The sequence below is a fragment of the Wolbachia endosymbiont (group B) of Philonthus cognatus genome, assembly GCF_947179345.1.
Lineage (GTDB): Bacteria > Pseudomonadota > Alphaproteobacteria > Rickettsiales > Anaplasmataceae > Wolbachia.
This window is the reverse complement of record NZ_CAMXBG010000002.1, coordinates 445,947-469,750: the sequence shown is the minus strand read 5'-3', so window position 1 is coordinate 469,750 and position 23,804 is coordinate 445,947. Positions and strand designations below refer to the sequence as shown.

At 33.8% G+C, this 23,804-nt stretch carries 19 protein-coding genes and 2 pseudogenes; 9 read left to right on the top strand and 12 right to left on the bottom strand.

Annotated elements, in window-relative coordinates; translation table 11 throughout:
- Window positions 1-140 precede the first annotated feature (140 nt).
- The gene (gene mgtE / locus ONG78_RS04220; RefSeq protein ID WP_264377740.1) at window positions 141-1,511 is read right to left on the bottom strand and encodes a magnesium transporter; all 1,371 of its coding nucleotides are present in this window, start codon (window positions 1,509-1,511) and stop codon (window positions 141-143) included.
- 155 nt (window positions 1,512-1,666) lie between these two features.
- Here mgtE and prfB point away from each other — a divergent pair.
- The 3 genes and pseudogenes from prfB to ONG78_RS08125 form a co-directional block, all read left to right on the top strand.
- Window positions 1,667-2,768, top strand: a protein-coding gene (gene prfB, locus ONG78_RS04215; protein ID WP_264377739.1) for a peptide chain release factor 2 whose coding sequence is annotated in 2 segments (ribosomal slippage) — window positions 1,667-1,732 and window positions 1,734-2,768 — 1,101 coding nt in all. Because the reading frame shifts where the segments join, the coding sequence is not laid out codon by codon here.
- A 341-nt stretch (window positions 2,769-3,109) separates the two neighbouring features.
- Window positions 3,110-4,054 (top strand): IS110 family RNA-guided transposase, encoded by a 945-nt coding sequence (locus ONG78_RS04210; protein ID WP_264377456.1) that lies wholly within the window; start codon window positions 3,110-3,112, stop codon window positions 4,052-4,054.
- Window positions 4,055-4,271: 217 nt separating this feature from the next.
- Window positions 4,272-4,470: pseudogene (locus ONG78_RS08125) on the top strand (IS5 family transposase); the annotation flags it as partial.
- A 67-nt stretch (window positions 4,471-4,537) separates the two neighbouring features.
- Here the strand turns inward: ONG78_RS08125 and ONG78_RS04205 are convergent.
- From ONG78_RS04205 to ONG78_RS04190, 4 genes and pseudogenes are all read right to left on the bottom strand, one after another.
- Window positions 4,538-5,497, bottom strand: a pseudogene (locus ONG78_RS04205) (IS256 family transposase).
- Window positions 5,498-5,619: 122 nt separating this feature from the next.
- Complete coding sequence (locus ONG78_RS04200) at window positions 5,620-6,426, bottom strand: ankyrin repeat domain-containing protein (protein WP_264377738.1); 807 nt, start codon at window positions 6,424-6,426, stop codon at window positions 5,620-5,622.
- 9 nt (window positions 6,427-6,435) lie between these two features.
- Window positions 6,436-7,521 (bottom strand): ankyrin repeat domain-containing protein, encoded by a 1,086-nt coding sequence (locus tag ONG78_RS04195; RefSeq protein ID WP_264377737.1) that lies wholly within the window; start codon window positions 7,519-7,521, stop codon window positions 6,436-6,438.
- Window positions 7,522-7,599: 78 nt separating this feature from the next.
- Window positions 7,600-8,754, bottom strand: coding sequence for a Bcr/CflA family efflux MFS transporter (locus tag ONG78_RS04190; RefSeq protein ID WP_264378067.1), 1,155 nt, complete (start codon window positions 8,752-8,754; stop codon window positions 7,600-7,602).
- 149 nt (window positions 8,755-8,903) lie between these two features.
- Between ONG78_RS04190 and ubiE the strand changes: the two genes are divergently transcribed.
- The 5 genes from ubiE to argS all read left to right on the top strand — a co-directional run bounded on the left by ubiE (window position 8,904) and on the right by argS (window position 15,492).
- Entirely contained in the window at window positions 8,904-9,602 is a 699-nt protein-coding gene (gene ubiE / locus ONG78_RS04185) for a bifunctional demethylmenaquinone methyltransferase/2-methoxy-6-polyprenyl-1,4-benzoquinol methylase UbiE (protein WP_264375475.1), read from the top strand.
- Between the two features lie 182 nt (window positions 9,603-9,784).
- Window positions 9,785-11,482 (top strand): ABC transporter ATP-binding protein, encoded by a 1,698-nt coding sequence (locus ONG78_RS04180; protein WP_264377736.1) that lies wholly within the window; start codon window positions 9,785-9,787, stop codon window positions 11,480-11,482.
- Window positions 11,483-12,252: 770 nt separating this feature from the next.
- Entirely contained in the window at window positions 12,253-12,837 is a 585-nt protein-coding gene (locus ONG78_RS04175; protein ID WP_264377735.1) for a hypothetical protein, read from the top strand.
- Between the two features lie 85 nt (window positions 12,838-12,922).
- The gene (locus tag ONG78_RS04170; RefSeq protein WP_264377734.1) at window positions 12,923-13,651 is read left to right on the top strand and encodes a hypothetical protein; all 729 of its coding nucleotides are present in this window, start codon (window positions 12,923-12,925) and stop codon (window positions 13,649-13,651) included.
- Window positions 13,652-13,785: 134 nt separating this feature from the next.
- Window positions 13,786-15,492, top strand: coding sequence for an arginine--tRNA ligase (gene argS, locus ONG78_RS04165; RefSeq protein WP_264377733.1), 1,707 nt, complete (start codon window positions 13,786-13,788; stop codon window positions 15,490-15,492).
- A 62-nt stretch (window positions 15,493-15,554) separates the two neighbouring features.
- Here argS and ccmA read toward each other — a convergent pair whose 3' ends face one another.
- Both ccmA and ONG78_RS04155 read right to left on the bottom strand, forming a co-directional pair.
- Window positions 15,555-16,178, bottom strand: coding sequence for a heme ABC exporter ATP-binding protein CcmA (ccmA, locus tag ONG78_RS04160; protein WP_264377732.1), 624 nt, complete (start codon window positions 16,176-16,178; stop codon window positions 15,555-15,557).
- Window positions 16,179-16,181: 3 nt separating this feature from the next.
- Window positions 16,182-16,613: a hypothetical protein gene (locus ONG78_RS04155; RefSeq protein ID WP_064085636.1), complete on the bottom strand. Its 432-nt coding sequence runs from the start codon at window positions 16,611-16,613 to the stop codon at window positions 16,182-16,184.
- 436 nt (window positions 16,614-17,049) lie between these two features.
- Between ONG78_RS04155 and ONG78_RS04150 the strand changes: the two genes are divergently transcribed.
- A complete protein-coding gene (locus ONG78_RS04150; RefSeq protein ID WP_264377731.1) occupies window positions 17,050-19,257 on the top strand; it encodes a hypothetical protein in 2,208 nt (735 codons plus the stop codon).
- A gap of 494 nt (window positions 19,258-19,751) precedes the next feature.
- Here the strand turns inward: ONG78_RS04150 and ONG78_RS04145 are convergent, their stop codons facing one another.
- The 5 genes from ONG78_RS04145 to secG all read right to left on the bottom strand — a co-directional run bounded on the left by ONG78_RS04145 (window position 19,752) and on the right by secG (window position 23,775).
- Window positions 19,752-20,990 (bottom strand): IS256 family transposase, encoded by a 1,239-nt coding sequence (locus tag ONG78_RS04145; RefSeq protein ID WP_019078875.1) that lies wholly within the window; start codon window positions 20,988-20,990, stop codon window positions 19,752-19,754.
- A 99-nt stretch (window positions 20,991-21,089) separates the two neighbouring features.
- Window positions 21,090-21,497 (bottom strand): nucleoside deaminase, encoded by a 408-nt coding sequence (locus ONG78_RS04140; RefSeq protein ID WP_211907921.1) that lies wholly within the window; start codon window positions 21,495-21,497, stop codon window positions 21,090-21,092.
- Between the two features lie 17 nt (window positions 21,498-21,514).
- Complete coding sequence (locus tag ONG78_RS04135; RefSeq protein ID WP_007302591.1) at window positions 21,515-21,808, bottom strand: hypothetical protein; 294 nt, start codon at window positions 21,806-21,808, stop codon at window positions 21,515-21,517.
- Between the two features lie 39 nt (window positions 21,809-21,847).
- A complete protein-coding gene (locus tag ONG78_RS04130; RefSeq protein WP_264377730.1) occupies window positions 21,848-23,455 on the bottom strand; it encodes a CTP synthase in 1,608 nt (535 codons plus the stop codon).
- Complete coding sequence (secG, locus tag ONG78_RS04125) at window positions 23,455-23,775, bottom strand: preprotein translocase subunit SecG (RefSeq protein ID WP_007302593.1); 321 nt, start codon at window positions 23,773-23,775, stop codon at window positions 23,455-23,457. Before secG ends, ONG78_RS04130 begins: the two co-directional genes overlap by 1 nt.
- Between the last annotated feature and the right edge of the window lie 29 nt (window positions 23,776-23,804).

The following is a 23,804-nucleotide window of genomic DNA, read 5'->3' as shown; positions in this document are numbered from 1 at the left end:
GCATTTTATTTTAAAACTAAAGCAGCTCAGTTTCATGTACTTTTATTTCTTTATCGACTCTTATTTTCTTCTTCAATGCACCTGTGAGTAATGATAACGTGGCAGTTAAAGCTTGTAAAGCAATTTTTATATAGCAAGATTCAGCTATTTAATAAAAAGATCGTGGCTAGACCAAAAAATATAAGAGCTGAGAGAATATCAGTTGTTGCTGATGTTAGAATTGAAGACGAAACAGCAGGATCGGATCTTAAACGATGAAGCATTATAGGAATAAAAGTGCCGATAAATGTTGCAATGATCGACATTGCAATCATGGAAACTACGAAAATGATCTCTACTTTTAAACTATGGAACCTTATTGCTAATACTACGAGTGAAATTGTAGATAAAATCACTCCATTTATAAGACCTATTAAAAATTCTTTCATCAGTATTCTTTTTGCATTTTGCTCAGTTAGATATTTTGTTGCGATTGCCCGGATAGTTAGTGTTACTGTTTGGGATCCTGCATTTCCGCTCATTGATGCAATTATTGGCATAATTATTGGCAGTACTATAAAACTTTCTATTACGTTATCGAAAAAGCCAACTACTATAGAACATATTGTTGCAGCTAAGAGGTTAAATAATAACCAAGGTAGCCTTTTAATTATAGTTTTATGTATAGGAGCATTTATATCAGATTTAGATGATACACCGCTTATTTTAAGCACATCCTCTTCTGCTTCTTGTTGAACAATTTTGATTACATCTTCAATAAGGATTACACCTATAATTTTACCATTCTTATTTACTACTGGAGCTGATAATAGAGCGTAATCTTTAAATATTCTTGCTACTTCTTCTTGGTCCATTCCAGTTTTAATTATTTTTATATCTTGACTCATTATCTCTTTTATTATTGTTTCTCCTGAGTGAGATATTACCTTATTTAAGTTGAAAATGCCTATGGGTTCTAATTTTGAGTTAATGATGAAAATTTGATAAAATGTTTCTGGTATTTTTTTATAGTTGCGTAAGAATTCCATTAGCTGATTTATCGTCCAATAATATGGAGCTATAACCATATTTTTATGTATCAACCTTCCTGCACTTTCTTCTGGGTATGATAACAATTCCTCTACTAATTTTTGAGTTGCATTGGGTAAGTAGTTAAGTATATTTTCTATAGACTTTCTATCTAAATCTTTCACTATAGCTACTATGTCTTCTATATCAAGAAGCATTAGTAACTTTGCTGTATTTTCTATTCCCAATATTTCTATGATCTCTACTTGTAAATCTGGTACTACATGTACTAAGGCATCACTTAACAAATGTTGATCGAGGATATTAACTAATTTCTCCCTGTGATCACTGATCGAAGTAGATAAAAAATAAGCTAACTGAACGCTATCTATCGTTTTTACAATATTACGAACATTCTCTAATTCTTGATTATCAAGAGACTCTATTAAATCATCAATAGCCTTTTTGTCTAAACCATAATGAGAACTTGTTTTAATATTCATTACTTTACCTTATTTTTTTAATAAATATACACACTTGATTTTATTGAACATTCAAGTATAATAAAATTATTTTGAATTAACTATTATATGGTTAAATTTCTATTTTGTTTGCTGTTATTGTTAGTGATAATAAATATATTAAAGTCTAAAGTATAATGAAAACCCATCCAGAAATCCTTGAATACTTTCAAGGCTTAAATAAAAGTATTTCTCTTATCAGGAGGTGTCTTTGACATAGAAAAATTGAAGTTGCGTCTTGAAGAGCTGGATTCTCAAGCGTTGAATGATAATCTGTGGCAAGACAATCAAAAAGCACAAGAAATTTTAAAAGAACGCTCTAAAATTAAGCATGACATAGAATTGTTTTCAAAGCTAGAAAGCGATTACAACGATTCTATCAGCTTGATGAAATCTGCTATTGATGAGAATGATGAAGAATTTTTTTCTGAAGTTAAAGGTGAGTTAGTAAAGCTAGAGAAATTAATCAAACTTAAAGAGACAGAATCCTTATTTACTGGTGAAGCAGATAACAATAACTGCTTTTTAGAAATCCACTCAGGAGCTGGTGGAACAGAGAGCAATGATTGGACTGAGATGCTCATGCGCATGTATACAAGATGGGCAGAAATTTATCACAATTTTAAAGTTGAAGTTGTAGAAAAATTAGATGGTGATGCAGTTGGTATAAAATCTACAACAATAAAGATCATCGGAGAAAAAGCTTACGGGTGGGCAAAAAGCGAAAGTGGAGTTCATAGATTGGTTAGAATATCACCATTTGATGCAAATGGTAAACGTCATACCAGTTTTGCAAGTGTAGGAGTAACTCCAGTGATTGAAGATTCAATAGATATTGTTGTGGATGAAAAGGATTTAAAGATCGACACTTACCGTGCTTCTGGAGCAGGTGGTCAGCATGTAAATAAGACTGAAAGCGCGGTACGTATTACGCATATTCCAACAGGCGTTGTAGCTCAATGCCAAAATGGTCGTTCTCAACATAAAAATAAAGATGAAGCACTTAAACTACTTAAAGGACGTTTATATCAAATTGAATTGGAAAAAAAAGAACAGAAAATGGCCGAAGAATATGGCAAGAAATGCGATATAGGTTGGGGCAGTCAGATCAGATCGTATGTTATGCATCCGTATCAAATGGTAAAGGATTTAAGGACTGGATATGAAGTTGGCAATATAAATTCCGTTTTTGATGGCAATATAGATTGTTTCATAGTTAGTGTATTGGAGTTAAAATGAGATTTATTAAAAAGCTAAGTTTTATGCTCTGCTAATAAGGGGAAAAGAAAACCAAAACCTATTGAGAAAAATGGAACAATTTTGTGAATATATCTATTATCCAAGTAGCTGATGAAAATTGTAAGTTAAAAATGTGATATAAAAGAGATAAGAGGGAAAGATAACCCTACTCACTATAGGAATAGGGCTATCACGGGCGTGTGCGACCGAATGAAAATTGGTATTACAACCGTAGCCATCAAGGTACACTAGCCCTATCCCTCGATACGTTTGAATAGTTGTGTGGGACATATATGTGCACCCGTTTACAATCTTAAATTAATTAAACTATCGAGGTTATTATGATTGCATCTTATCAAAATTTTATTGGCATTGATATTGGAAAATTCAAAAATGTTGCTGCAGTGTACAACCAAAAAAACACTATCAAGTTCAATAATAATGATGCTGGTTGGCAACAATTGTTTCAAGAATTTTCAAATATTCTACCTAATTCTTTTGTAACTTTAGAAAATACAGGAAAATATGAGCTTGGTTTAGCACGTTCTCTTGTTGATATGAATGTTGCTGTGCATCGAGCTAATACTCGTAAAGTAAAAAGTTTTATCATATCACATGGAACTTTAGCAAAAACTGATCAATCAGATGCAAAAGCCCTTGCTCAATATGGTTTTGAACGCTATAGTGCTCTATCTCTATTTGTGCCTATGTCAAAAGAACAAACTGCCTTAGTTGCACTCTGTCAACGTCGTGATGACATTACGCAAATGAGAACTCAAGAGAAATGTAGGCTTGCAGCACCTGAAAACGACTATATAAAGGAAAGTTGCCAAAAAACAATAGACTTTTTTACCAATCAGATAAATGAGTTCAACGATGCCATACAAAGAATTATTGATAAAAATCCAGAGTTACAAAAGCGTCAAAAGATCCTGAGAACAGTGCCAGGAATAGGTCTCAAGCTATCTCAAGTTTTTGTGTGTCTAATGCCAGAACTTGGCTACCTAAACAAAAAAGAAGTTGCAAGTCTTGCTGGGGTTGCTCCACATCCAAAAGAAAGCGGTAAAACTATTGGTTACCGAAGGATAACAGGTGGTAGAAGCAATGTTCGTGCAAAGCTTTTTACAGCTGCTATGGCCGCTGCAAGATCTAAATCTGCACTTGGTGCTTTTTACTCTAATCTTATTGGTAGAGGTAAAAAGAAGATGGTAGCTATAACAGCTCTAATGCGAAAAATCATAGTAATTGCCAATGCAAGACTTAAAGAAGCAATTAATATGAAATAAAAAAATCTGCATAGAAAATAGGTTAACGGATATGTGCGTCTACACACATTTAAAGCACATATTCGTTAACCATAAAATCTAAGCAGTGGTTGCTGTTTGATATAAATTTCTTTCTGTATAAACTGGGATCTTTGTTGCCAAAATACATTTTTCAATTGAATAAAAATGCAAAATTATGAACAAATGAGACTAAACTCAAAAAATTTTAAAAAACATAGTTGATGGCATGAAAGAATGGAAAAAGAAGTAAATTATGGGAAAAGATCTTATATTGAAGGGTTTTTCTCAAGATTAAAGCAAATATTCGGATTTAGTTTTAGGAATAAATCTGAGATAAATCGAGAAAAAGAACTAAATGCTATTTGCTTAATAAATTCGCTGATATTGGTATGGCTAAATTTGAGATAGTTACATGAATTTACCATAAATCACCATCTCATAAAGTGATGGGGAGTGTTAAATAAACTGTGTCAAATCGCATTTTTAGTTCAACTCGATTTTTAACCTACCAGGAAAAAAGATATCAAGTTGAGAGATAGTTAAAGCCCAATCATGTATAGGCATAGTCCATTTCTCTCCTGCCTTCTTTATAGCACAATATGCCTGTTTATACAAGGCATTTGTGCTAGTAAATGAGCCCTTGGTTTTAGTAAATTCTCGGCTATTTCTCTACTTGATATGTTTTTTTCAAATCATTCATGAAAACTTTTGCTCGATACATATTTCAGTGAATTTCTTATCTGATGTACTATACATTTCTGCTTTAGGAAATACGCTATTTATAGCTTTAGGAAAGCTTTTTAACACAAAGCTATCAGAATATCATCTACTCCTCTCTCCTTTAGGTCATTTAGTACTCCCAACCAGAACTTCACTTTCAGCCAAATAAAAACCCAAAACTTCTTTTCTGCCATTTTGCTAATATGTTATACATACATTTGCTTACACAATGCCCGTCCTCCTTGACCTTAAAAAACCATGAACACTATTGGATATACAGATTGCAGCGGACGACTGCGCCATTCGTTGATTACCGGTAACAATTTGTCAGTAATACTTGATATCTCTGCTGCAGATATTTTATATTTCTTCTACATGCGATGCTATATCCCATGCCACTGGCATATGTACTTAAAACCTTTGCTTCAAGTTCGGTTGTTTGCCTTTTTCTGACTACTTGTGGCTCGAAACTTCCTTCTCTATCTCTTGGTGTCAATAGTTCAAATACTTGTCCGTAAAGTCTTTGAATTTCTTCGGTTGTTTTCTTCGCTTTCAGCCGACAAATGGTTTTCTATCTCGCCTTCCCTCTAGCAGTTTTTTTATAAATGGTGTTAATGCTCCATCTCTTCCTGTCAATGGTTTTCCTTCTCGTATAGATGATAAGATATTTGTTTCTAATTCTTTATAGTCTACCAAACCGGTAGTTCTGTTTGCTTGACTCATTGTCAAACCTCCATTTTTTTATCAATTTATTACTTTACTTCTCGGTTTGACACAGTTTATTTAACACTCCCGGGCCACTTGAAACTGATTTTTCTTTGCATTCCAGTTATGCAAGAAATCTATTATATAATATTATGATCACCCTCTTGATAGTTTGTTAGCTCCTCTCCTCCTGAGTTACTTGGTGCAATTATTTGATCAGATTCAGTTGATGGTTCATCAGATCCAAACAACCATGAAAAGAAATTACCAAAAAATGACCCTATTAAAGAAAAAGGCTTCATAAGTATACTAAACAAGTTACTAAAAAAAGAGCTTGGCTGTTCTTCATTTGTTGATGATTCACTTCGTGGACTAACACCATTTTGTGTAAGTGTTATGTCAATAGAATGTCCGTTATCAGCAGCTCCAATTTTTACATCACTTTCTTCTTCTACACTGATCTCCTGTTGTTCTTCCTTTGGGTCTTGCTCTTGTGTAACTGGTTGGACATTACCTTCTTGTCCAACATCTTCCTCTTGACCTACTTCATTATCTTTTGATGCTATACTGTCATCAATTTTTTTGGGGGGTTTTAGTAATAGAGTTTTTATTTCTTCTGTGCTAGCTAAATCTAAAGGAGTCTTTCCATATTTATCTTGTGCATTAACATTTGCTTCTGCGTTTATTAGAGCTTTTACTATCTCTTTTCTACCATATCCTGCAGCCCAATGTAAAGGAGTCCTCTCATCCTTATCTACTGCATTAACATTTGCCTTCATTTCTATTAGAATATCGACCATCTTTTCACGGCTCCACGATACATTAGGTAATGTATTCCAGTTGTTTTTTTCAATTACCAGGTGTAAAGGAGTCTTTCCATCTATATTTTGTAAATTAACATTGATACTTTCTACTTTCAGTAGATCGTCCAATTCAGGTATCTCCATCGCTTTCTTTTAAAAAAAAAAATGCAAAGGAGTCTCTTTATTTTTATCTGTTAGATTAACATTGATGCCTTTTTTGTTCAGTAGAGTGTAGAATTTATCTGTATCTATATCTAGGTCTATTTTTTGAAGAATTAAATGTAAAGGGGTTTCTCCTGCATTATTTTGTGCATTAACGTCTGCTCCTTTATCAAGTAGAAATTCTACTATCCTTTCTGTATCTTTATATCTACTTTTAGCAGCAAAATGCAGAGGAGTCTCTTCAAATTCATTTTTTACATCAACCTTTGCTCCTTTGCTGAGTAGAAATTCCACTACGTCTTTATGTCCATATTTAGCAGCAAAATGTAAAGGGGTATTTAGATCATCACTTTTTGCATCAACCTTTGCTCCTTTGCTGAGTAGAAATTCTACTACACCTTTATGTCCATTTTGAGCAGCCAAATGTAGAGGAGTCTCTTCAAATTCATTTTTTGCATCAATTTTTGCTCCTTTGCTGAGTAGAAATTCCACTACGTCTTTATGTCCATTTTGAGCAGATAAGTGTAGAGGGGTCTCTTCAAATTCATTTTCTGCGTTAACCTGTACTTTTTCTTCTCTATTTAACAGATTTTCTACATCATCAATATTACCGCTTTTAGCAGCTTCAAGCAATTTGTCATTGGCATCTTTTATGCTTTGTAATAGATTTTTTATTTCTTCTGTCTTAGCTAAATCTAAAGGAGTCTGTCCTTTATCATTTTTTGTATTAACATTTGCTTCTTTCTTTAATAGGTCTTCTACTGCTTTCAAGTCGCCAAGTCTGGCAGCCAGATGTAGAGAAACCTTACAATGCTCAGCTTTTACTTCTTCGTATTTATTTAACACGTGGCGTTCTCGAGAAGAGTCATAAGCAATAAAATCTGCTCCATTATCTAATAGAACTTTTGCTATATCAGAATGATTATTTTTAACAGCCCAATATAGAGAATTACCTCGAGATCCATCATATGCATTAACATCAGCTTCTTCACTTATTAGGCGCTTTGCTTCATTAAGATCACCTCTTTTAGCAGCATCAAGTAAAGCAGCATCTATATTTCTGATTGAATAATTCATTTAACACTTCTCTATAAAATTGCATTACTATAGTAAGGTAGTTAATAATTCATGAACTCTTGGTTGTAGAAATAATGATTATCCTTCGTGTTTTTCAGTGTATTTAAGTAAACTATATATAAGAATTGCAATTATAGAACATACAACTGTTAATAGTAAATTTGGTAAAATGCCATAAGAAAAGAATTTTCCTACTATGTATATTCCAACAGCCCCAAACATCATATTGCAAAATGAGAGAACTGCACTACCAAGCCCTATACTTTTGACCGTTTCTAAAGCAGAAGTTACGTTATTGCTGATTACGAGTGCAAGTCCTATATTGCTTGGAATCCAAAGAACTTGAAGAATAAGTACGTTCAATTTGTTCATGAAATAAAAATATACCAATAAACCATCAGATATTATTGGTAATACCAAACCTATGATTAGCATCTTGCTCACTCCTATTTTTGGTACGTACCTTCTGTTAATTAAAGTGCCGATTACGTAAAATATGACTATGATTGATATGAGATAGCCAAAATATTGTACTTCAATACCCATTGATTCAAATATGAACGGATAGTTAGCAATGTATGCCCAAAGCCACATGAAAGTTAATCCATGAATGGCTGAAAACCCAAGGAAACGATAATTCCTGAATATTGATATATATTGCTTGAAGATATTGATGGCTATGTTGGTTTGATTTTTATTTACAGTGAGCGTTTCTTGCAGCTTCAAGTAAATAAAAATGAGCATAACAATTGCTGCAAATGATATGATAAAAAACAAAAATTTCCAACTATATCCATGTGAAATCATATAACTGCCTATTACTGGAGCTATTCCAGGTGAAAGCGCTACTACCATATTTAACTTTGAGATTACTCTTGAGTATTCACTACCTGAGTACATATCCCTGATTGCTGCATATCCGACAACGCCTGCAACACCAGCTCCAGCTCCTTGTATAAAACGGATTAATATTAAAAGTATAATATTATCAGCTATGCAACATACAATACTTGCCAAAGTAAAAATTGTCATACCAATAAGCATTATTAGGCGCCTACCATAATAGTCTGACAATGGGCCATAAATTAATCCAGATATTGCAATTCCTAATAAATTTAAACTGATCGTAAGCTGCGCTATATTACCTTTCACCTTAAAATAGTTGGCAATACTTGGCAATGCAACTGAGTATAAGTCTGTTGCCATATCAACAACTGCTACAGATAATATCATAATAAGAGAGATGATATTTTGTGAAAAAGCTGTCGACACTAATGATTTACTGGATTAAATATGTTTAATTGTAGTATATTTTTCTCATTAGTATATTAATTTAACTGCTAAAGTTTAAAATAATTATGTAAGCAATCTCTATATAAAATATGGATAAATCACAACTAGTTAAAGAGGTTTTCGATTCTGTAGCAAATTGCTACGACATCATGAATGATATAATGAGTCTTGGAATGCACAGGCTATGGAAAGAGAAGATGGTAAGTAGTGTGCATTTTAAAAAGAACTCCAAGGTTTTGGATATTGCTGGAGGAACCGGAGATATAGCTATAAGAATAGCAAGAGGTGAACCAAGTGCTCAAGTTACAGTATGTGATATAAATCAAAACATGCTGGACAAAGGGCGTGATAAAGCAATAAATTCAAATCAGCTAAATTTCAATTGGGTATGTGCAAATGCAGAGAGCTTACCATTTGAAGATTCTGAATTTGATTATTATACAGTAGCTTTTGGTATTCGAAACTTTTCTGACCGTAAAAAGGCTTTAAGTGAAGCATATAGGGTATTGAAGCAAAATGGACAATTTGTCTGCTTGGAATTTGCCCCTATGCATTATCAAAATGAGATATTCACCAAATTTTATGACTTATACTCATTTAAAGTAATTCCTAAAATTGGTAGCATAGTTGCTAAAGATAAGGGTTCTTATGAATATTTAGTGAAAAGCATCAGAGAATTTCCAACTCAAACTAATTTTAAAATGGAAATTGAAGAGATAGGCTTTAAGAATGTTGAGTTCTATAATATGAGCTATGGAATAGTAGCATTACATATTGGAACAAAATGAATATTAAACTCTGGTCTATTCAGTAGTTTTTTTTGCTAACTTTCTGTAATTTCGCAGCGTTTTTCCTTCAGTAGAAATCAAGCTAAAGTTTCTTGAACGTATTGCTCTAACGAAGTACACTGTAAACTAATATTGTAACTTTTTCCTGAAGCTAAAATCTATATAATTAACTTAAAAATAAAATGCGATCTAACATTAAGCAGTTATTTTATTATATAAAACCTAATCTACATTATTTTACCGTAGCTTTTATTGCAGTTCTATTTTCAGCTTTAACGATTCTTCTTTTTGGTAGGGGCTTAAGCAACATAATTGATTCTGGCGCAGAGCATAACTTTACTACCAAGCTCGTAGTTTCAATACTGATAGTTTTAGGCATTTCTTTCACTGCATTTATTCGGTTATATTTCATTGGCATTGGCAGCGAAAAAGTTATTGCAAGAATCAGATACGACTTATATAGCAGTATCACTGACTTGCAACCAAGTTTCTTTGAAAACACAGGCGTACAAGATGTTATCTCAGCACTCATTACTGATACCTCTGCGTTGCAATCAATAATAAATAGCAGCCTACTCACCATATTGCGAAATTTTGTAATATTAATTGGCAGTGTTGCCATGTTATTATATACAAATCTACATTTAACCGCATATGCAGCTGCAATAATACCCATACTGCTCATTATCATGACTTCACTTGGAAAAAAAGTTCGCAATTATGCACGCTTTGCTCAGGATAAATTAAGTGAGCTTGCATCATTTAGTGAGGAAAATTTTAGATCTATAGTAACCATTAAATCATTTGTACTAGAAGAAAATGAAAAAATTCGTTTTCAGAAACATCTAAACTCAGTATCAAAATCATACGTAAAATTAGTACTCTTGCGTGCTATTTTAGTAACTCTAGTTATCACGTGTGTGATAGGTTCGCTAGTTATTTTGCTTTTTTTTGGAATAAAAGAAGTCTTAAGTAATAATATGACCATTGGAGAACTCTCCTCATTTGTGTTTTATTCAGCGCTTGCTTCAGGGGCTGTAAACAATCTAAGCGATAACATCAGTGATTTGCAACGAGGTCTTGGAATTGCAGAGCGTTTATTTGAATTTATGAACATGAAAAGCTCTATATTAGATAGTGATAATCCTATAAGGATCAATAGTGTTCAAAAAGGAATTTCGTTTAATGATGTAACATTTTTTTATGCTGATAAGCCAGCATTAAATAACGTATCATTTTCTATAGAGGCAGGCCAATCAGTATCAATTGTTGGACCATCTGGCAGTGGCAAGAGTACCATTTTAAAGCTTTTGCTCCGTTTTCACGATCCAAGTGAAGGCAGTATTACTATCGATGGACAGAATATTAAGACAATTGCGCTAAATGATCTAAGATCGCTGTTTGGCTTAGTACCACAAGATCACATGATATTTTCTTGCTCAATAATGGAAAATATACTATATGGTAAACCAGATGCTGAATATGAAGAGGTGAAGCAAGCAGCTATCAGTGCGTATGCAATGGAATTTATTGATAAGCTGCCGGATAAATTTGATACATTTGTAGGAAAAAGAGGACTAAAGCTTTCCGAAGGACAAAAGCAACGTATTATAATAGCAAGAGCAATACTGAAAAATCCTCAGGTTTTAATACTGGATGAAGCAACCTCTGCCCTTGATTATAAAAGTGAGAACCTCGTGCAAAAAGCACTGAGCAAATTAATGCAAAACAGAACAACAATTATAATCACACACAGACTATCAACCGCACTCAAAACTGACAAGATTATAGTGATCAATCATGGAAGAGTAGAGGAAGTAGGAACTCATGACTCTCTAATGAGTAAAGATGGGCTGTATGCAAAATTGGTGAAGATATAGTAAAAACTGAAGGAAAATTTAAATCGTAACATTAGTCTCTATACTAGATTTAGCAATTAAGTTATTAAATCTTTAATGATTTTAACTTATAATAATATCATAGTATTTTTTAAGGATCGTTATGTTTTACAATAATCTGCCAAAGCTACAATCTATGGTTCATAGTTTACCAGTACCAGTATTGAACACAGCTTATAATTCGCCAGTACCAGGCTTACAAGCACCGGTATCAAGTATGGCTTATAATTTACCACCAGCTTTACAAGCACCAGTATCGAATTGTGCACAATCTTGTCCACCTACATTTGTACCTTGTGCTACTAATTCGTGCCATAATCATTTTAACTCATATAATAGCCATTATGACATATATCATAACCCTTATTGTGAGACATTTGATTATTTTTGCTAAGTTTGGATCACTTACAAATATATGTGCTGCCACTCTTGCTACACGTACTTCGAATAGCACATGGGAAACCATGTGCTTCACATTTTGCTTAAAAATATAATAAACAGATGCTTGCTTGTCATTTGCAGTGGCTATAGCAGTTCTACCAAAATTAACACAACTAATTTGACTACTGACAGCTTTTTCTTGAAATCTTAGCATTATTTTGCTGGCAAAGCTTTTTAGTTTCAATATCTCCTATGTTAAAGTCGTATTTTAAATGTATTATATTTGTATATGCTAATTTAGCATTAAAGTTATGAAATCGTTAACTTTTTTATCTTATAATAATAAGATAGTTATTTTTTTTAGGATTTTTATGACTTACAATTTTTCTTCATGTATAGACCCTTGTACTTCCGCACGTAAGGGCTGGATGATTGATCCACGACATCATCATAAATTCAATCCATGGTATCATAACTTTGATCCATGTGACCATAATCGATTTAACCCGTACGATAATGGACTTGAGTTAAATATACAGCTTCCCGATATAAATATACCATCTTGTCCACCTGCTCCTGCTTGTCCACCTGCTCCTGCTTGTCCACCTGCTCCTACTTGTCCACCTTGTCCACAAGTTAAACCTGAACCTGAATCTAAAACAGTCGTTGATTTTTCAAAGCTTGCAATAACGGTTAACCCAATAACTGATGATATCCTTGATGTTAAGACCAAAGATCCAACAGGCTACAAGTTTAAAGAGTGTGCAAAGATTATTCAGAATTCTAAAAATAATCTTAAGGTTGTAGATGGTAAACTTGCGGGTAGCTGTGAAGACAATTCTGAATGTGATAAATGTGTAGAAGTAATAAACGGTTCTATAGTAGATTCTCAAAGTGCTGCAGCCTTTCTTTCTACCTACAATACACCAGCAGAAGGAAATATTTATTTTCTATAAAAGTAATACAATGTGTGTATTGTTAGTACACACATTATTCTATGTTTAATTGTTTGATAAATTTATTTACTGATGGAGTTATTTTATGTTTAAAAGCGTCTATACTCATCCAATGCCAAATAATACATGTTATGTAAATGATATGGTAAGAGTTAATTTGTTTACAAAGTTGGATGATTGTAAAATTAATAAGAATAAGTTGATTCATGATAAATGTGGTAAAGATCTTGAGTGTAAGATTGATGATAACACTATGAATGAACTGAAAAAATGTTTTAAGTTTGAGATTGATGATAAGACTAAAAATGAACTGATAGAAAATATTAAGAATGAACTAGAAAAAGGTCTTAAGTTTGAGATTGGTGATAAGACTAAGAATGAGCTAAAAGAAAGTAAAGAAAGTATTAAGAATGAACTAGAGAAAAGTCTTAAGTTTGAGATTAGTGGTAAGACTAAGAATGAGATAAAAGAAAGTATTAAGAATGAACTAGAGAAAAGTCTTAAGTTTAAGATTAGTGATGATACTAAGGATGATCTAAAACAAACTATTAAGGATGAACTGAGGAAAGAGCTTGATACTAAGAATAAACTAGAGAAACCTGATCCTGAGAATAAACTAGAGAAACCTGATCCTGAGAATAAACTAGAGAAACCTGATCCTGAGAATAAACTAGAGAAACCTGATCCTGAGAATAAACTAGAGAAACCTGATACTAAGAATGAACTAGAGAAACCTGAGACTGATAATAATGATCTTGGTTACAGCGAAGGTATGGCTTTCCCTCACTATAGTGACAGCAACGACTTAATGTAAACTATAGTTTTTCTGGGTTTCAAAAGACCCAGAAAAGGTTGCCTTACATCAAACAAAGAGTGGAGAGAAAATCATAACTTCAACTTCCCCCACTTATTCGCTATACTGCTACAGATTTTATAGCTTTTTAGTTAATGAACATTTTCAAGCAGGTTTCCTCTCTAATTTCCAGCAAGTTAAATGAGTTGAAGCAAAGGGGTATTATAAGCACGAATGCAACAAACTTTATTGTAGAACCTCCGAGCAATAGAGCGCATGGAGATATTTACACAAATGTTGCTATGGTGCTTGCAAAGCATGAAAAAAAGAATCCAGTTGAGATTGCAGAGGTTTTAGTCAAAGAATTTGAACTTTTTGATGAAGTTAAAAAAGTAGAAATAGCAAGCCCCGGTTTTATCAATATGCACTTAAAAATAGAAGTGTGGCATGGGATTTTAAAACAAATAAATGAGCTAAAAACGGAGTTTGGCACTCTCAACATTGGAAACAATCAGGCCATCAATGTTGAATTTGTATCTGCAAATCCAACAGGTCCTCTGCATATTGGTCATGCAAGAGGAGCAGTGTTTGGTGATGTTCTGGCAAATTTGCTGAAGAAAGTTGGTTATAAAGTTACTAAGGAATACTATATTAATGATGCTGGAGCGCAGATAGATACACTAATAAAGTCAGTATATTTGCGGTATAAGGAAGCTCTGGGAGAAAAAATTAGCATCGAAAAAGGTTTATACCCAGGTGAATATTTAAAACCAATAGGGAAGGGGCTAGCTAAAAAATATGGCAAGGAGCTTAGAGAAGAGGAAGATAATCGAGTAATTATAGAATATACTTTAAGTTCTATTTTAGAACTCATAAAGGAGGACATGAGCTTGCTTGGAGTCAATCATGATATTTTTACTTCAGAGTATGAGCTACAAAAAAATGGCAAAATCGAAGAGAGTATAAAGATATTATCTGATAAGGGTCTTGTGTATGAAGGATACTTGGAGAAACCAAAAGGCAAAGAAAGTGAAAGTTGGACTTCCAGAAAAGAAATGTTATTTCGCTCTACAACATTTGGTGATGATGTTGACCGCGCACTAAAAAAAGAGGATGGTAGCTGGACTTATTTTGCATCGGATATTGCTTACCATTTTGATAAGATATCACGTGGTTTTAACAATATGATCGTAGAGCTCGGCAGTGACCATGGCGGTTATATTAAAAGGCTTAGAGCAGTTGTCTCTGCGCTCAGTGATGATCAAGCAAAGATAGAGGTAAAACTGCATAATATTGTGAATTTCTTCGAAAATGGCAAACCTGTTAAGATGTCGAAAAGATCAGGAAATTTTCTTACAGCTAGGGATGTAGTGGAAGAGGTTGGCAGGGATATAACTCGTTTTATAATGTTAACACGCAAGAATGATATGGTCTTGGACTTTGATTTTGCTAAAGTTAAAGAACAGTCAAAAGACAACCCTATTTTTTATGTGCAATATGCGCACGCCCGTGCTCATTCGTTAATGCGTAATGCTCCAAAAGAGCTCCCAACAGCAGACCCTTCACTTTTAAAGACAGATGGGGAGCTATTCCTCATAAAAACCTTAGCAAAGTGGCCAGATGTGGTAGAAATATCTGCAAGGCTTTGTGAGCCACATAGAATTACTTTCTACTTACTTGAAGTTGCAGAAGCGTTTCACGTTTTATGGGGATATGGCAAAAGTGATTTAAATATGAGGTTTATACTGGAGAATAACTTAAATCTCACCGCTGCAAGAATGTTTCTCGTCCAAGCCTTAGCACACGTCATTGCTTCTGGACTTTCGATTTTTAATATAGAGCCTTTGAAAGAGATGAGTTAATTTTAATGCGTAATATTAAATGTGATAATAAATTATTGATGTAAGTACAATAAGGCCAAAAATTATACAAGAGGTCTGTTAAAATCACGTATGTCGATTGTCTTGAAGTCACACAATTGTTCTGTAGAGCTATGTCCTGTAATAATTACTGTACCGTTCTGCTCAGAGCGTATTGAGATTAGGTTCAATACTAATTCACATGTTGTGCTATCAAGATTACAGAAAGGTTCATCTATCAGCCAGATATTTGCATTAGAAATTAAAAGGCGGGCAAGCGCAACTCTTCTTTTCCAGCCTGCAGAAAGTTCACCATATCTAATGTTAAATACAGGTTGCAACTCTAAACAATAAGCAGCTGCCATAACTGATTCTCTAGTGTTCCGTATTCTTGCCCAGAATTCTATGTTTTCACCAATTGTTAAGCTATCTTTACAGGCGTTTTTATGTCCTACGTAAACCATGGAAGATATAAAGGATTTTGGATCATCATATATGTCTTTTCCGCAGTATCTTATATTGCCTGATACTGGCGGTAAGAGTCCAGATAAACTTCTGATTAAGCTGGTTTTGCCGCTACCATTTGGACCAGTGATTAAGATTTTTGATTTTGGCTCAGCTTTTAAATTGAGGTTTTTAAATAATACTTTGTTATTACGAGCACAGGATAGATTTTTACATTCAAGCATGGATTATCTGCCTTTTCCTTTATATTTACCCTTAGTTGAAGACTGAGCTTTTATAAATAGCTCCCAAAATCCTTTCTTATCACCTTCTCTGTGTATCAATTGTGCAAAATGTTTCATTAAACTATTACCCATCATAACCATCTTTGTCCATTTACCTAACGGTTTTGCTATATCAACTATTTCTAGATCTTCTTTGTAAACTTGCATATTCTTTTGTTTCTCCCTTAGCATTTCCTGTTGTTTCATCAACTCTTTTTGCTTATTTTTTTGATATAATTCGTTAAATCTTCTATTTTCTTCCCACTCTTCTTTGAGAACTTTTAGAGGAAATATAATTTTTCTAATATGATTTTTGTATATTTTTCTCAAAAAGAGAAATACTGCAATTATAGTAAGTAATATCGTGCTATATGTAATGATTTGTCCGAATGGCATTTTTATACTCAGCTTATTGGCAAGCGGTATTTACAATTATACCATAACTATAGAAATTTTACAATTTTTTTCTGGATAAAGATAGTAGACTAAAAATTTCTAAAGAACACAAGCAACGTATTTACGTACAGGCTATCAACTACTACACTCAAAACTGACAAGTGATTAATCATTGGAGAGTAGAGGAATCACGGCTCTCTAATGAATAAAGGTGGACTGTGTCAAGCTGGTGAGTAAGGTGGAAATTGAAGAAAATCTAATTGTTGGTTATCATGCTAGATCTACAATATAAGTTATAAAATTTTTAATCATTTTGGCTTATAATAATTTCTGAGTTAACCTTAGATTTCCTGAGCTGTGGTTTCTTTTACCCATGTTGAATTCCTAGCTTTTATACTCTAATTTAATTCCAGTTTTGACTATATAGGAGGTCACAATGTCAAACAATATCTATAGCGATCAAGTTGATAATAGTAATTTATATGCCAACAAACTTTTTTATGATGAAGAGGGTGAGCAAGTCGAAAATCTAGGAGATCAGGTTGCGGAAAAAGAGGATGATAAATCAGAAGAAGATTTACTTCGTGACTGTAGAGATGAAACTAAGAAGGAAAAAGATAAGTTAATACAGTGTAAAAAAGATGCTGTGGAATCACAAAGAGAAATTACACAATTAGAAGCAGAAGCTAGTGAATTAAAGTCACAGGTTCAAGAAGAGAAAGGGAAGGTAGAACAAACTAAGAATGAAGCTAAAGCAGCAAAGGCAGAAGTTGATGAGTTAAAATTACAGGTTCAAGAAGAGAAAGGGAAGGTAGAACAAACTAAGAATGAAGCTAAAGCAGCAAAGGCAGAAGTTGATGAGTTAAAATTACAGGTTCAAAAAGAAAGGGAGAAGGTAGAACAAACTAAGAATGAAACTGAGGCAGCAAAAGCAGAAGTTGATGAGTTAAAATTACAGATTCAAGAAGAGAAAGGGAAGGTAGAACAAACTAAGAATGAAGCTGAGGCAGCAAAAGCAGAAGTTGATGAGTTAAAATTACAGGTTCAAGAAGAGAAAGGGAAGGTAGAACAAACTAAGAATGAAGCTGAGGCAGCAAAAGCAGAAGTTGATGAGTTAAAATTACAGATTCAAGAAGAGAAAGGGAAGGTAGAACAAACTAAGAATGAAGCTGAGGCAGCAAAAGCAGAAGTTGATGAGTTAAAATTACAGGTTCAAGAAGAGAAAGGGAAGGTAGAACAAACTAAGAATGAAGCTGAGGCAGCAAAAGATGAGTTAATACAGTGTAAAAAAGATGCTGAGAAGATGAAAGAAGGCTCTGAACAGGCAATTAATCAGGCAAAGTATGATGATGCTCAAGCAGAAGCTAAACAAGCAAAATTGGAAGCTAAGCAAGCAAAATTGGAAGCTAAGCAAGCAAAATTGGAAGCTGAGCAAGCAAAATTGGAAGCTGAGCAAGCAAAATTGGAAGCTGAGCAAGCAAGAATAGAAGCTTTGAGGTGCGAAATTGGACAAGAGAGAGAAGAAGTTATGCGGTGTAAAATTGACAAGGTAAAAGAAGAACTTATGCAGTATAAAATTGACATGGCAAAAGCAGAGAATAAGTGTTATAAAAAAGCAGCTGAAGAATGTAAAAAAGAGAAAGGAAGTGATAAAGAAGAACTTATACAGTGTAAAATTGACACGGCAAAAGCAGAGACTGAGTGGTATAAAAAAGCAGCTGAAGAATGTAAAAAAGAGAAAGGAAGTGGTACAGATAAACCTTGTCCCAATGGAGGAGGTGGAACTAATGTAGTCAAACCTGTTACTAATGGAGGAGGAGATGAAACTAATGTAGTCAAACCTGTTACTAATGGAGGAGGAGATGAAACTAATGTAGTCAAACCTGTTACTAATGGAGGAAGGGATGAAAATAGAGAAATTACGTCTCAAAAAATAACCCCAGATTGTAGCAAGGAAGAAATTTGTGGATCTTATGCTCGTTTTTATGGAGAAAATGGAAAGATAGGTTATCAAGGTTTTAATACATCTGATTTATTAAAGAATTTGTATTCTGAGATGTACGGTAATCCTAAAATTGCACCATATATAGAAAAGGGAGCAGAGGGTAGTTATGGTGCAGTAAATTTTAAATTTGCCTTTACTGATACTCTTAGTTCAATAGGCCACTTTAGTGATATAAAATGTGATAAATGCATTAATAGTCCACAAGAGTTAGCGTGTCAAGAAGAAGGGATTAAGAGTTTCTGCTACTCTAACGACTACTATTATACTAAAGAATGCAACAAGAATTTTTTTTCTAGAGAATCATGTCCTGATCTCGTTAAAGAGTTCGGTGAAATAAGTGTTATGAAAGCAAAACAAGTTGCACCATTGATACTTGTTAATAACTCAGGACAAATGATAGATAAAGAGGGCAATAACACTCAAATAAACTATAGTTCATTAAAGCCTTATCTAAAGGCTAATGGTAAAATCAAGGACTGTGGAGCTGACCAAAAGTGTAAGGATTATATTCCAATCATGAAGAAAGTTGCATGGGATACTGATAAGGAAGTACTGTTAAAAACTGTTTTTGATGATATGCAAAGAGCGAGTCCTTACTATGAAGATAATCCTGTTTCTGATGATACTAATTTTATATAAGACTAAATGTTTTCTGGGCTTTTCAGCTCAGAAAACACTTTTTTAGAAAAATAGAATTGGTGACCTTACTCAAAAAAAAGTAGAGAAGAAGTTTTTGTTGTGAGAATAAATTTAGCAGAGTTTATAATATAATATTTAAGTTATTTATGATAAAAAATAGATTTCTTGCATAACTAAGCGTCATCCCAGCTGGGATTTAGCAAGAAAATCTAGATTCCAGCGTTACGCGCTGGAACTCTTTAAATTCCAGTAGTGCAAGAAATCTAATTTCTACGTGTTTAAATATGGAAGTTCTAGTTTGTTGAACAGAACGTTGATAAGTATCAATAAGAAGCTCCCTTTTGAGTAAACTTTTCTGCAACGGAGTTATCGTAATAACACCCCTTATGTACGTTGCATGAGCAAATTGGTCAAATATACGAAAGAGTTATAATACAGATTTTACTCAAAAAATATTGAAGGGAGTGTTAAATAAACTGTGTCAAACCGCATTTTTAATTCAACTCAATTTTCAATCTGTTCGGAAAGAAAATATCAAGTTGAGACACGGTTAATGCCCAATTTTGTACAGACATTGTCCATTTCTCTTCCACCTTTTTTATAGCACAATATACCTGTTTGTACAAGGCACTTATGCTGGTAAATGAGCCCTTGGTTTTGGTAAATTTTCTGATTTGTCTATGCAGGCCCTCAATTGGATTTGTAGTGTAAACCAGCCTTTTCACTGGGTCAGAATACTTAAAATAGCCAGACAAATTTTCCCAATTATTCTGCCAAGACTTTATAACCATTGGATATTTCGTGCCCCATTTTTCATCCAGCTCCAGCAAATAATTTTCAGCAATTTCCTTGTTTGAAGCCTGATATATTTTCTTCAAATCGCTCATAAAACTTTTCACATCTTTGCTAGACACATATTTCAGCGAGTTCCTTATCTGATGCACTATACATAGCTGCACCTCTGCATTAGGGAACACGCTATTTATAGCCGTAGGAAAGCTTTTCAGCCCATCTACACAAGCAATTAGAATATCCTCTACACCCCTTTCTTTGAGGTCATTTAACACACCGAGCCAAAAGTTAGCTCCCTCACTTTCAGCCAAATAGAAGCCCAAAACCTCCTTTTTGCCTTCTTGATCTACACCTAATATGTTATACATGCATTTGCTTACACACCGTCCGTCTTCTTTGACTTTGAAGAACATGCCGTCCATGAAAACTATCGGATATACAGACTGCAGCGGTCGACTGCGCCATTCATTTATCACTGGCAGTAATTTGTCGGTAATGCTTGATATCTCTGCCGCTGATATTTTGTGGTCATAAATTTCTTCAACATGCGATGCTATATCTTTGTAGCCCATGCCACTTGCAAACATACTCAGGATCTTTTTTTCAAGCTCAGGATGTAGATTAGTTTGCCTTTTCTTAACCGCCTGAGGTTCAAAACTCCCATTTCTATCTCTTGGCGTGAAGAGTTCAAATGATCCTGAACTTGTATTCAAAGTCTTTGAATTTCTACCATTTCTTCGGTTGTTTTCTTCGCTTTCAGTTGACAAATGGTTTTCTATCTCACCTTCCAGGCTCACCTCTAGCAGTTTTTTTATAAATGGTGTTAATGCACCATCTCTTCCTGTCAATGGTCTTCCTTCTCGTATAGATGATAAGATATTTGTTTCTAATTCTTTATAGTCTACCAAACCGGTAGTTCTATTTGCTATTTTTTGACTCATGTCAAACCTCCATTTTTTATATCAATTTATTACTTTACTTCTCGGTTTGACACAGTTTATTTAACACTCCCATATTGAAACAATCTCACACATCTTAAACTAAGTTCTCAATTTCTCAAAGAAATCTTTTAACAAAAGAGAACATTTTGTTTCTAATATTCCACCATAAACTTCAGGTATGTGGTTACAGAATTGAAATATTCTAGTGCCGTTTTCAACTCCTCCACCTTTGGGATTGTAAGCCCCGAAGTACAGACGTTTAATTTTTGCAAAAGAGATAGCTTGAGCGCACATCGGGCACGGCTCTAACGTTACGTACATTTCAGCTTCATAAAGCGTGGAAGTTGAAAATGCTTTTCTAATTGTTAACATTTCTGCATGTGCAGTTGGATCATTAGATATATTGTGTGCAGAGGAGATGATATTGTTTCCATTAACTATTACAGCACCTATTGGCACTTCGCCATCTTTCTGAGCAAGTTTTGCTTGCTCTATGGCAAGTTCCATGTATTGGTACTTAAACATTAGGTGCTTGGGTAAATATAATTTTCTTTTCTTGGCTTTTCTATTTTTTCTAGGTTATAGAATTCACTAAGGACTATTGTCCTTTTTACAAGGCTATCTATTTCTCGCTTTAAATATTTTTTTATTTCTTCTACCGATTTTAGTTCGTTTATAGCTACAACTACTTCTTCCATTATATCCTCTATAATTTGATCCTCCTCTAATTTATATATTATTTGTTCTACATGCCTATTCAATTCCTCGAAGGTCGCAGATCCATATGTAATGCTATCTTTACTATTTCTTAGTAACATTTTTTACCTCTCTATTAGAATATAGTTTATTAAGTTCTATTAAACTCTATTGTCAATAGCTGCCTTAATAAATGATGTAAAGAGAGGATGAGGAGAAAATGGTCTTGATTGAAATTCTGGATGAAATTGCACACCAATAAACCATGAGTGATTTTTTAGCTCCACTGCCTCTATGCATGTTTTATCTTCTGATATACCACTGCATATCATTCCATTCTCTTCTAAGTTATTTTTATAATCTAAATTAACTATATATCTGTGTCTGTGTCTTTCTGAAATAGTGACACTACTATACACATTTGCCATTTTTGAATTTGGACTTACATTACACGTGTATGTTCCAAGTCTCATGGTTCCACCAAGATCAACGTTCTTACCATCAGCGAGCTTGATGATTGGGTGTTTGCAAGTATAAAATTCTTCAGAGTGTACATCTTCAAGCTTAATAACGTTACGAGCAAATTCAATCACTGCAAGCTGCATACCAAGACATATTCCTAAAAAAGGAATGTTATTTACACGGGCATAGTTTATTGCTAATATTTTACCTTCTATTCCATTATCACCAAATCCTCCTGGAACAAGGACTGAATTAGAGCTTTGTAATTTTTCTCTGATAAACTTTGCATCTATAGATTTTCCATTCTCTTCTCTTGAGTTGACCCAATTTATCTTCACTCTAGCTTTATTACTAATTGCACCATGGTTTAATGCTTCAATCAGTGATTTATATGCGTCAGGAAATTCAGTATATTTTCCTACTATGGAAACGATAACTTCTTGTGTTGGATGTCTCATAGAGTGTACTATTTGGTCCCATTCAGGTAAGCTTGGTTTTGGCTTACTTAAGTGAAAGTGATCCAAAATTTGTGTCCCGAGCCCACATTGATTATACAAGGACGGTAACTCGTATATATGGTTTACATCAGGAGCAGGTATTACGTTAGATAAAGAAACATTGCAAAGATTGGCTATCTTTTCTTTTTGATTATCGGAAATTTCTTTTTCACTGCGACATAATATAATATCTGGTTGTAACCCCGCAGAGTTTAACTCTCGAACTGAATGCTGTGTCGGTTTTGTCTTTAATTCTTGTGCTGCAGTGAGATATGGTATTAAAGTTAAGTGAATAAGGATAACTTTTTGCTTTCCTAGTTTATAATTAACTTGGCGTATAGCTTCCAAAAACGGTTGGCTTTCAATATCACCTACGGTTCCGCCTATTTCGCATATTACAAAATCTAAATCTTCTGTACCATTAAAAATGAAAGATTTGATTAAATCTGTCACATGAGGAATGATTTGCACAGTTTTGCCTAGATAATCACCACACCTTTCCTTCTTTAATAATTTATTATATACTTTACCAGTTGTTATATTGTCGTCCTTGGTTGCTTTAATTTTAGTAAAACGCTCGTAATGTCCAAGGTCTAAATCAGTTTCAGCACCATCCTCAGTAACAAATACTTCCCCGTGCTGAGCTGGGCTCATTGTTCCAGGATCAATGTTGAGATATGGGTCAAGCTTTCTGATGCGAACATTGAATCCATGAGCTTGAAGAAGTGCTCCCACACTTGAAGCAACTAAACCCTTACCAAGTGATGAAACAACTCCACCTGTAACAAAGATAAACTTGGTTTCTTTCATTAATTTTCAAATGGAACAGAAGTTGATTGGCCTTCTTGCTTCTTTTCTGATATAATCTTCTCTGCAATTGATTTTTTATGTACATCTTTTGAACATAATCCTGATAGTAACAGTGTATTTATAATGAACAGCCCAGCAACTATAGAAGTTATTCTACTGAGTGGATTTTCAGAAGACTTTACCGGAATTATTGAATTCATTCCCTGTTGTGAATTACTAAAGCCACTTAATGAACTACTTCCAGGTGGCTGCAGGAGCACTAAAATTACCAATACAACAACTAATATTATTTGAAGTACACTAAGTACTGTTACTGACATTATGAATAGAGCTAAAAATGAAGATTTTA

Coding starts and splice junctions, on each gene's coding strand:
- mgtE (WP_264377740.1), bottom strand. CDS start 1,511: ATGAATATTAAAACAAGTTCTCATTATGGTTTAGACAAAAAGGCTATT.
- ONG78_RS04210 (WP_264377456.1), top strand. CDS start 3,110: ATGATTGCATCTTATCAAAATTTTATTGGCATTGATATTGGAAAATTC.
- ONG78_RS04200 (WP_264377738.1), bottom strand. CDS start 6,426: ATGGAGATACCTGAATTGGACGATCTACTGAAAGTAGAAAGTATCAAT.
- ONG78_RS04195 (WP_264377737.1), bottom strand. CDS start 7,521: ATGAATTATTCAATCAGAAATATAGATGCTGCTTTACTTGATGCTGCT.
- ONG78_RS04190 (WP_264378067.1), bottom strand. CDS start 8,754: ATGATATTATCTGTAGCAGTTGTTGATATGGCAACAGACTTATACTCA.
- ubiE (WP_264375475.1), top strand. CDS start 8,904: ATGGATAAATCACAACTAGTTAAAGAGGTTTTCGATTCTGTAGCAAAT.
- ONG78_RS04180 (WP_264377736.1), top strand. CDS start 9,785: ATGCGATCTAACATTAAGCAGTTATTTTATTATATAAAACCTAATCTA.
- ONG78_RS04175 (WP_264377735.1), top strand. CDS start 12,253: ATGACTTACAATTTTTCTTCATGTATAGACCCTTGTACTTCCGCACGT.
- ONG78_RS04170 (WP_264377734.1), top strand. CDS start 12,923: ATGTTTAAAAGCGTCTATACTCATCCAATGCCAAATAATACATGTTAT.
- argS (WP_264377733.1), top strand. CDS start 13,786: ATGAACATTTTCAAGCAGGTTTCCTCTCTAATTTCCAGCAAGTTAAAT.
- ccmA (WP_264377732.1), bottom strand. CDS start 16,178: ATGCTTGAATGTAAAAATCTATCCTGTGCTCGTAATAACAAAGTATTA.
- ONG78_RS04155 (WP_064085636.1), bottom strand. CDS start 16,613: ATGCCATTCGGACAAATCATTACATATAGCACGATATTACTTACTATA.
- ONG78_RS04150 (WP_264377731.1), top strand. CDS start 17,050: ATGTCAAACAATATCTATAGCGATCAAGTTGATAATAGTAATTTATAT.
- ONG78_RS04145 (WP_019078875.1), bottom strand. CDS start 20,990: ATGAGTCAAAAAATAGCAAATAGAACTACCGGTTTGGTAGACTATAAA.
- ONG78_RS04140 (WP_211907921.1), bottom strand. CDS start 21,497: ATGGAACTTGCCATAGAGCAAGCAAAACTTGCTCAGAAAGATGGCGAA.
- ONG78_RS04135 (WP_007302591.1), bottom strand. CDS start 21,808: ATGTTACTAAGAAATAGTAAAGATAGCATTACATATGGATCTGCGACC.
- ONG78_RS04130 (WP_264377730.1), bottom strand. CDS start 23,455: ATGAAAGAAACCAAGTTTATCTTTGTTACAGGTGGAGTTGTTTCATCA.
- secG (WP_007302593.1), bottom strand. CDS start 23,775: ATGTCAGTAACAGTACTTAGTGTACTTCAAATAATATTAGTTGTTGTA.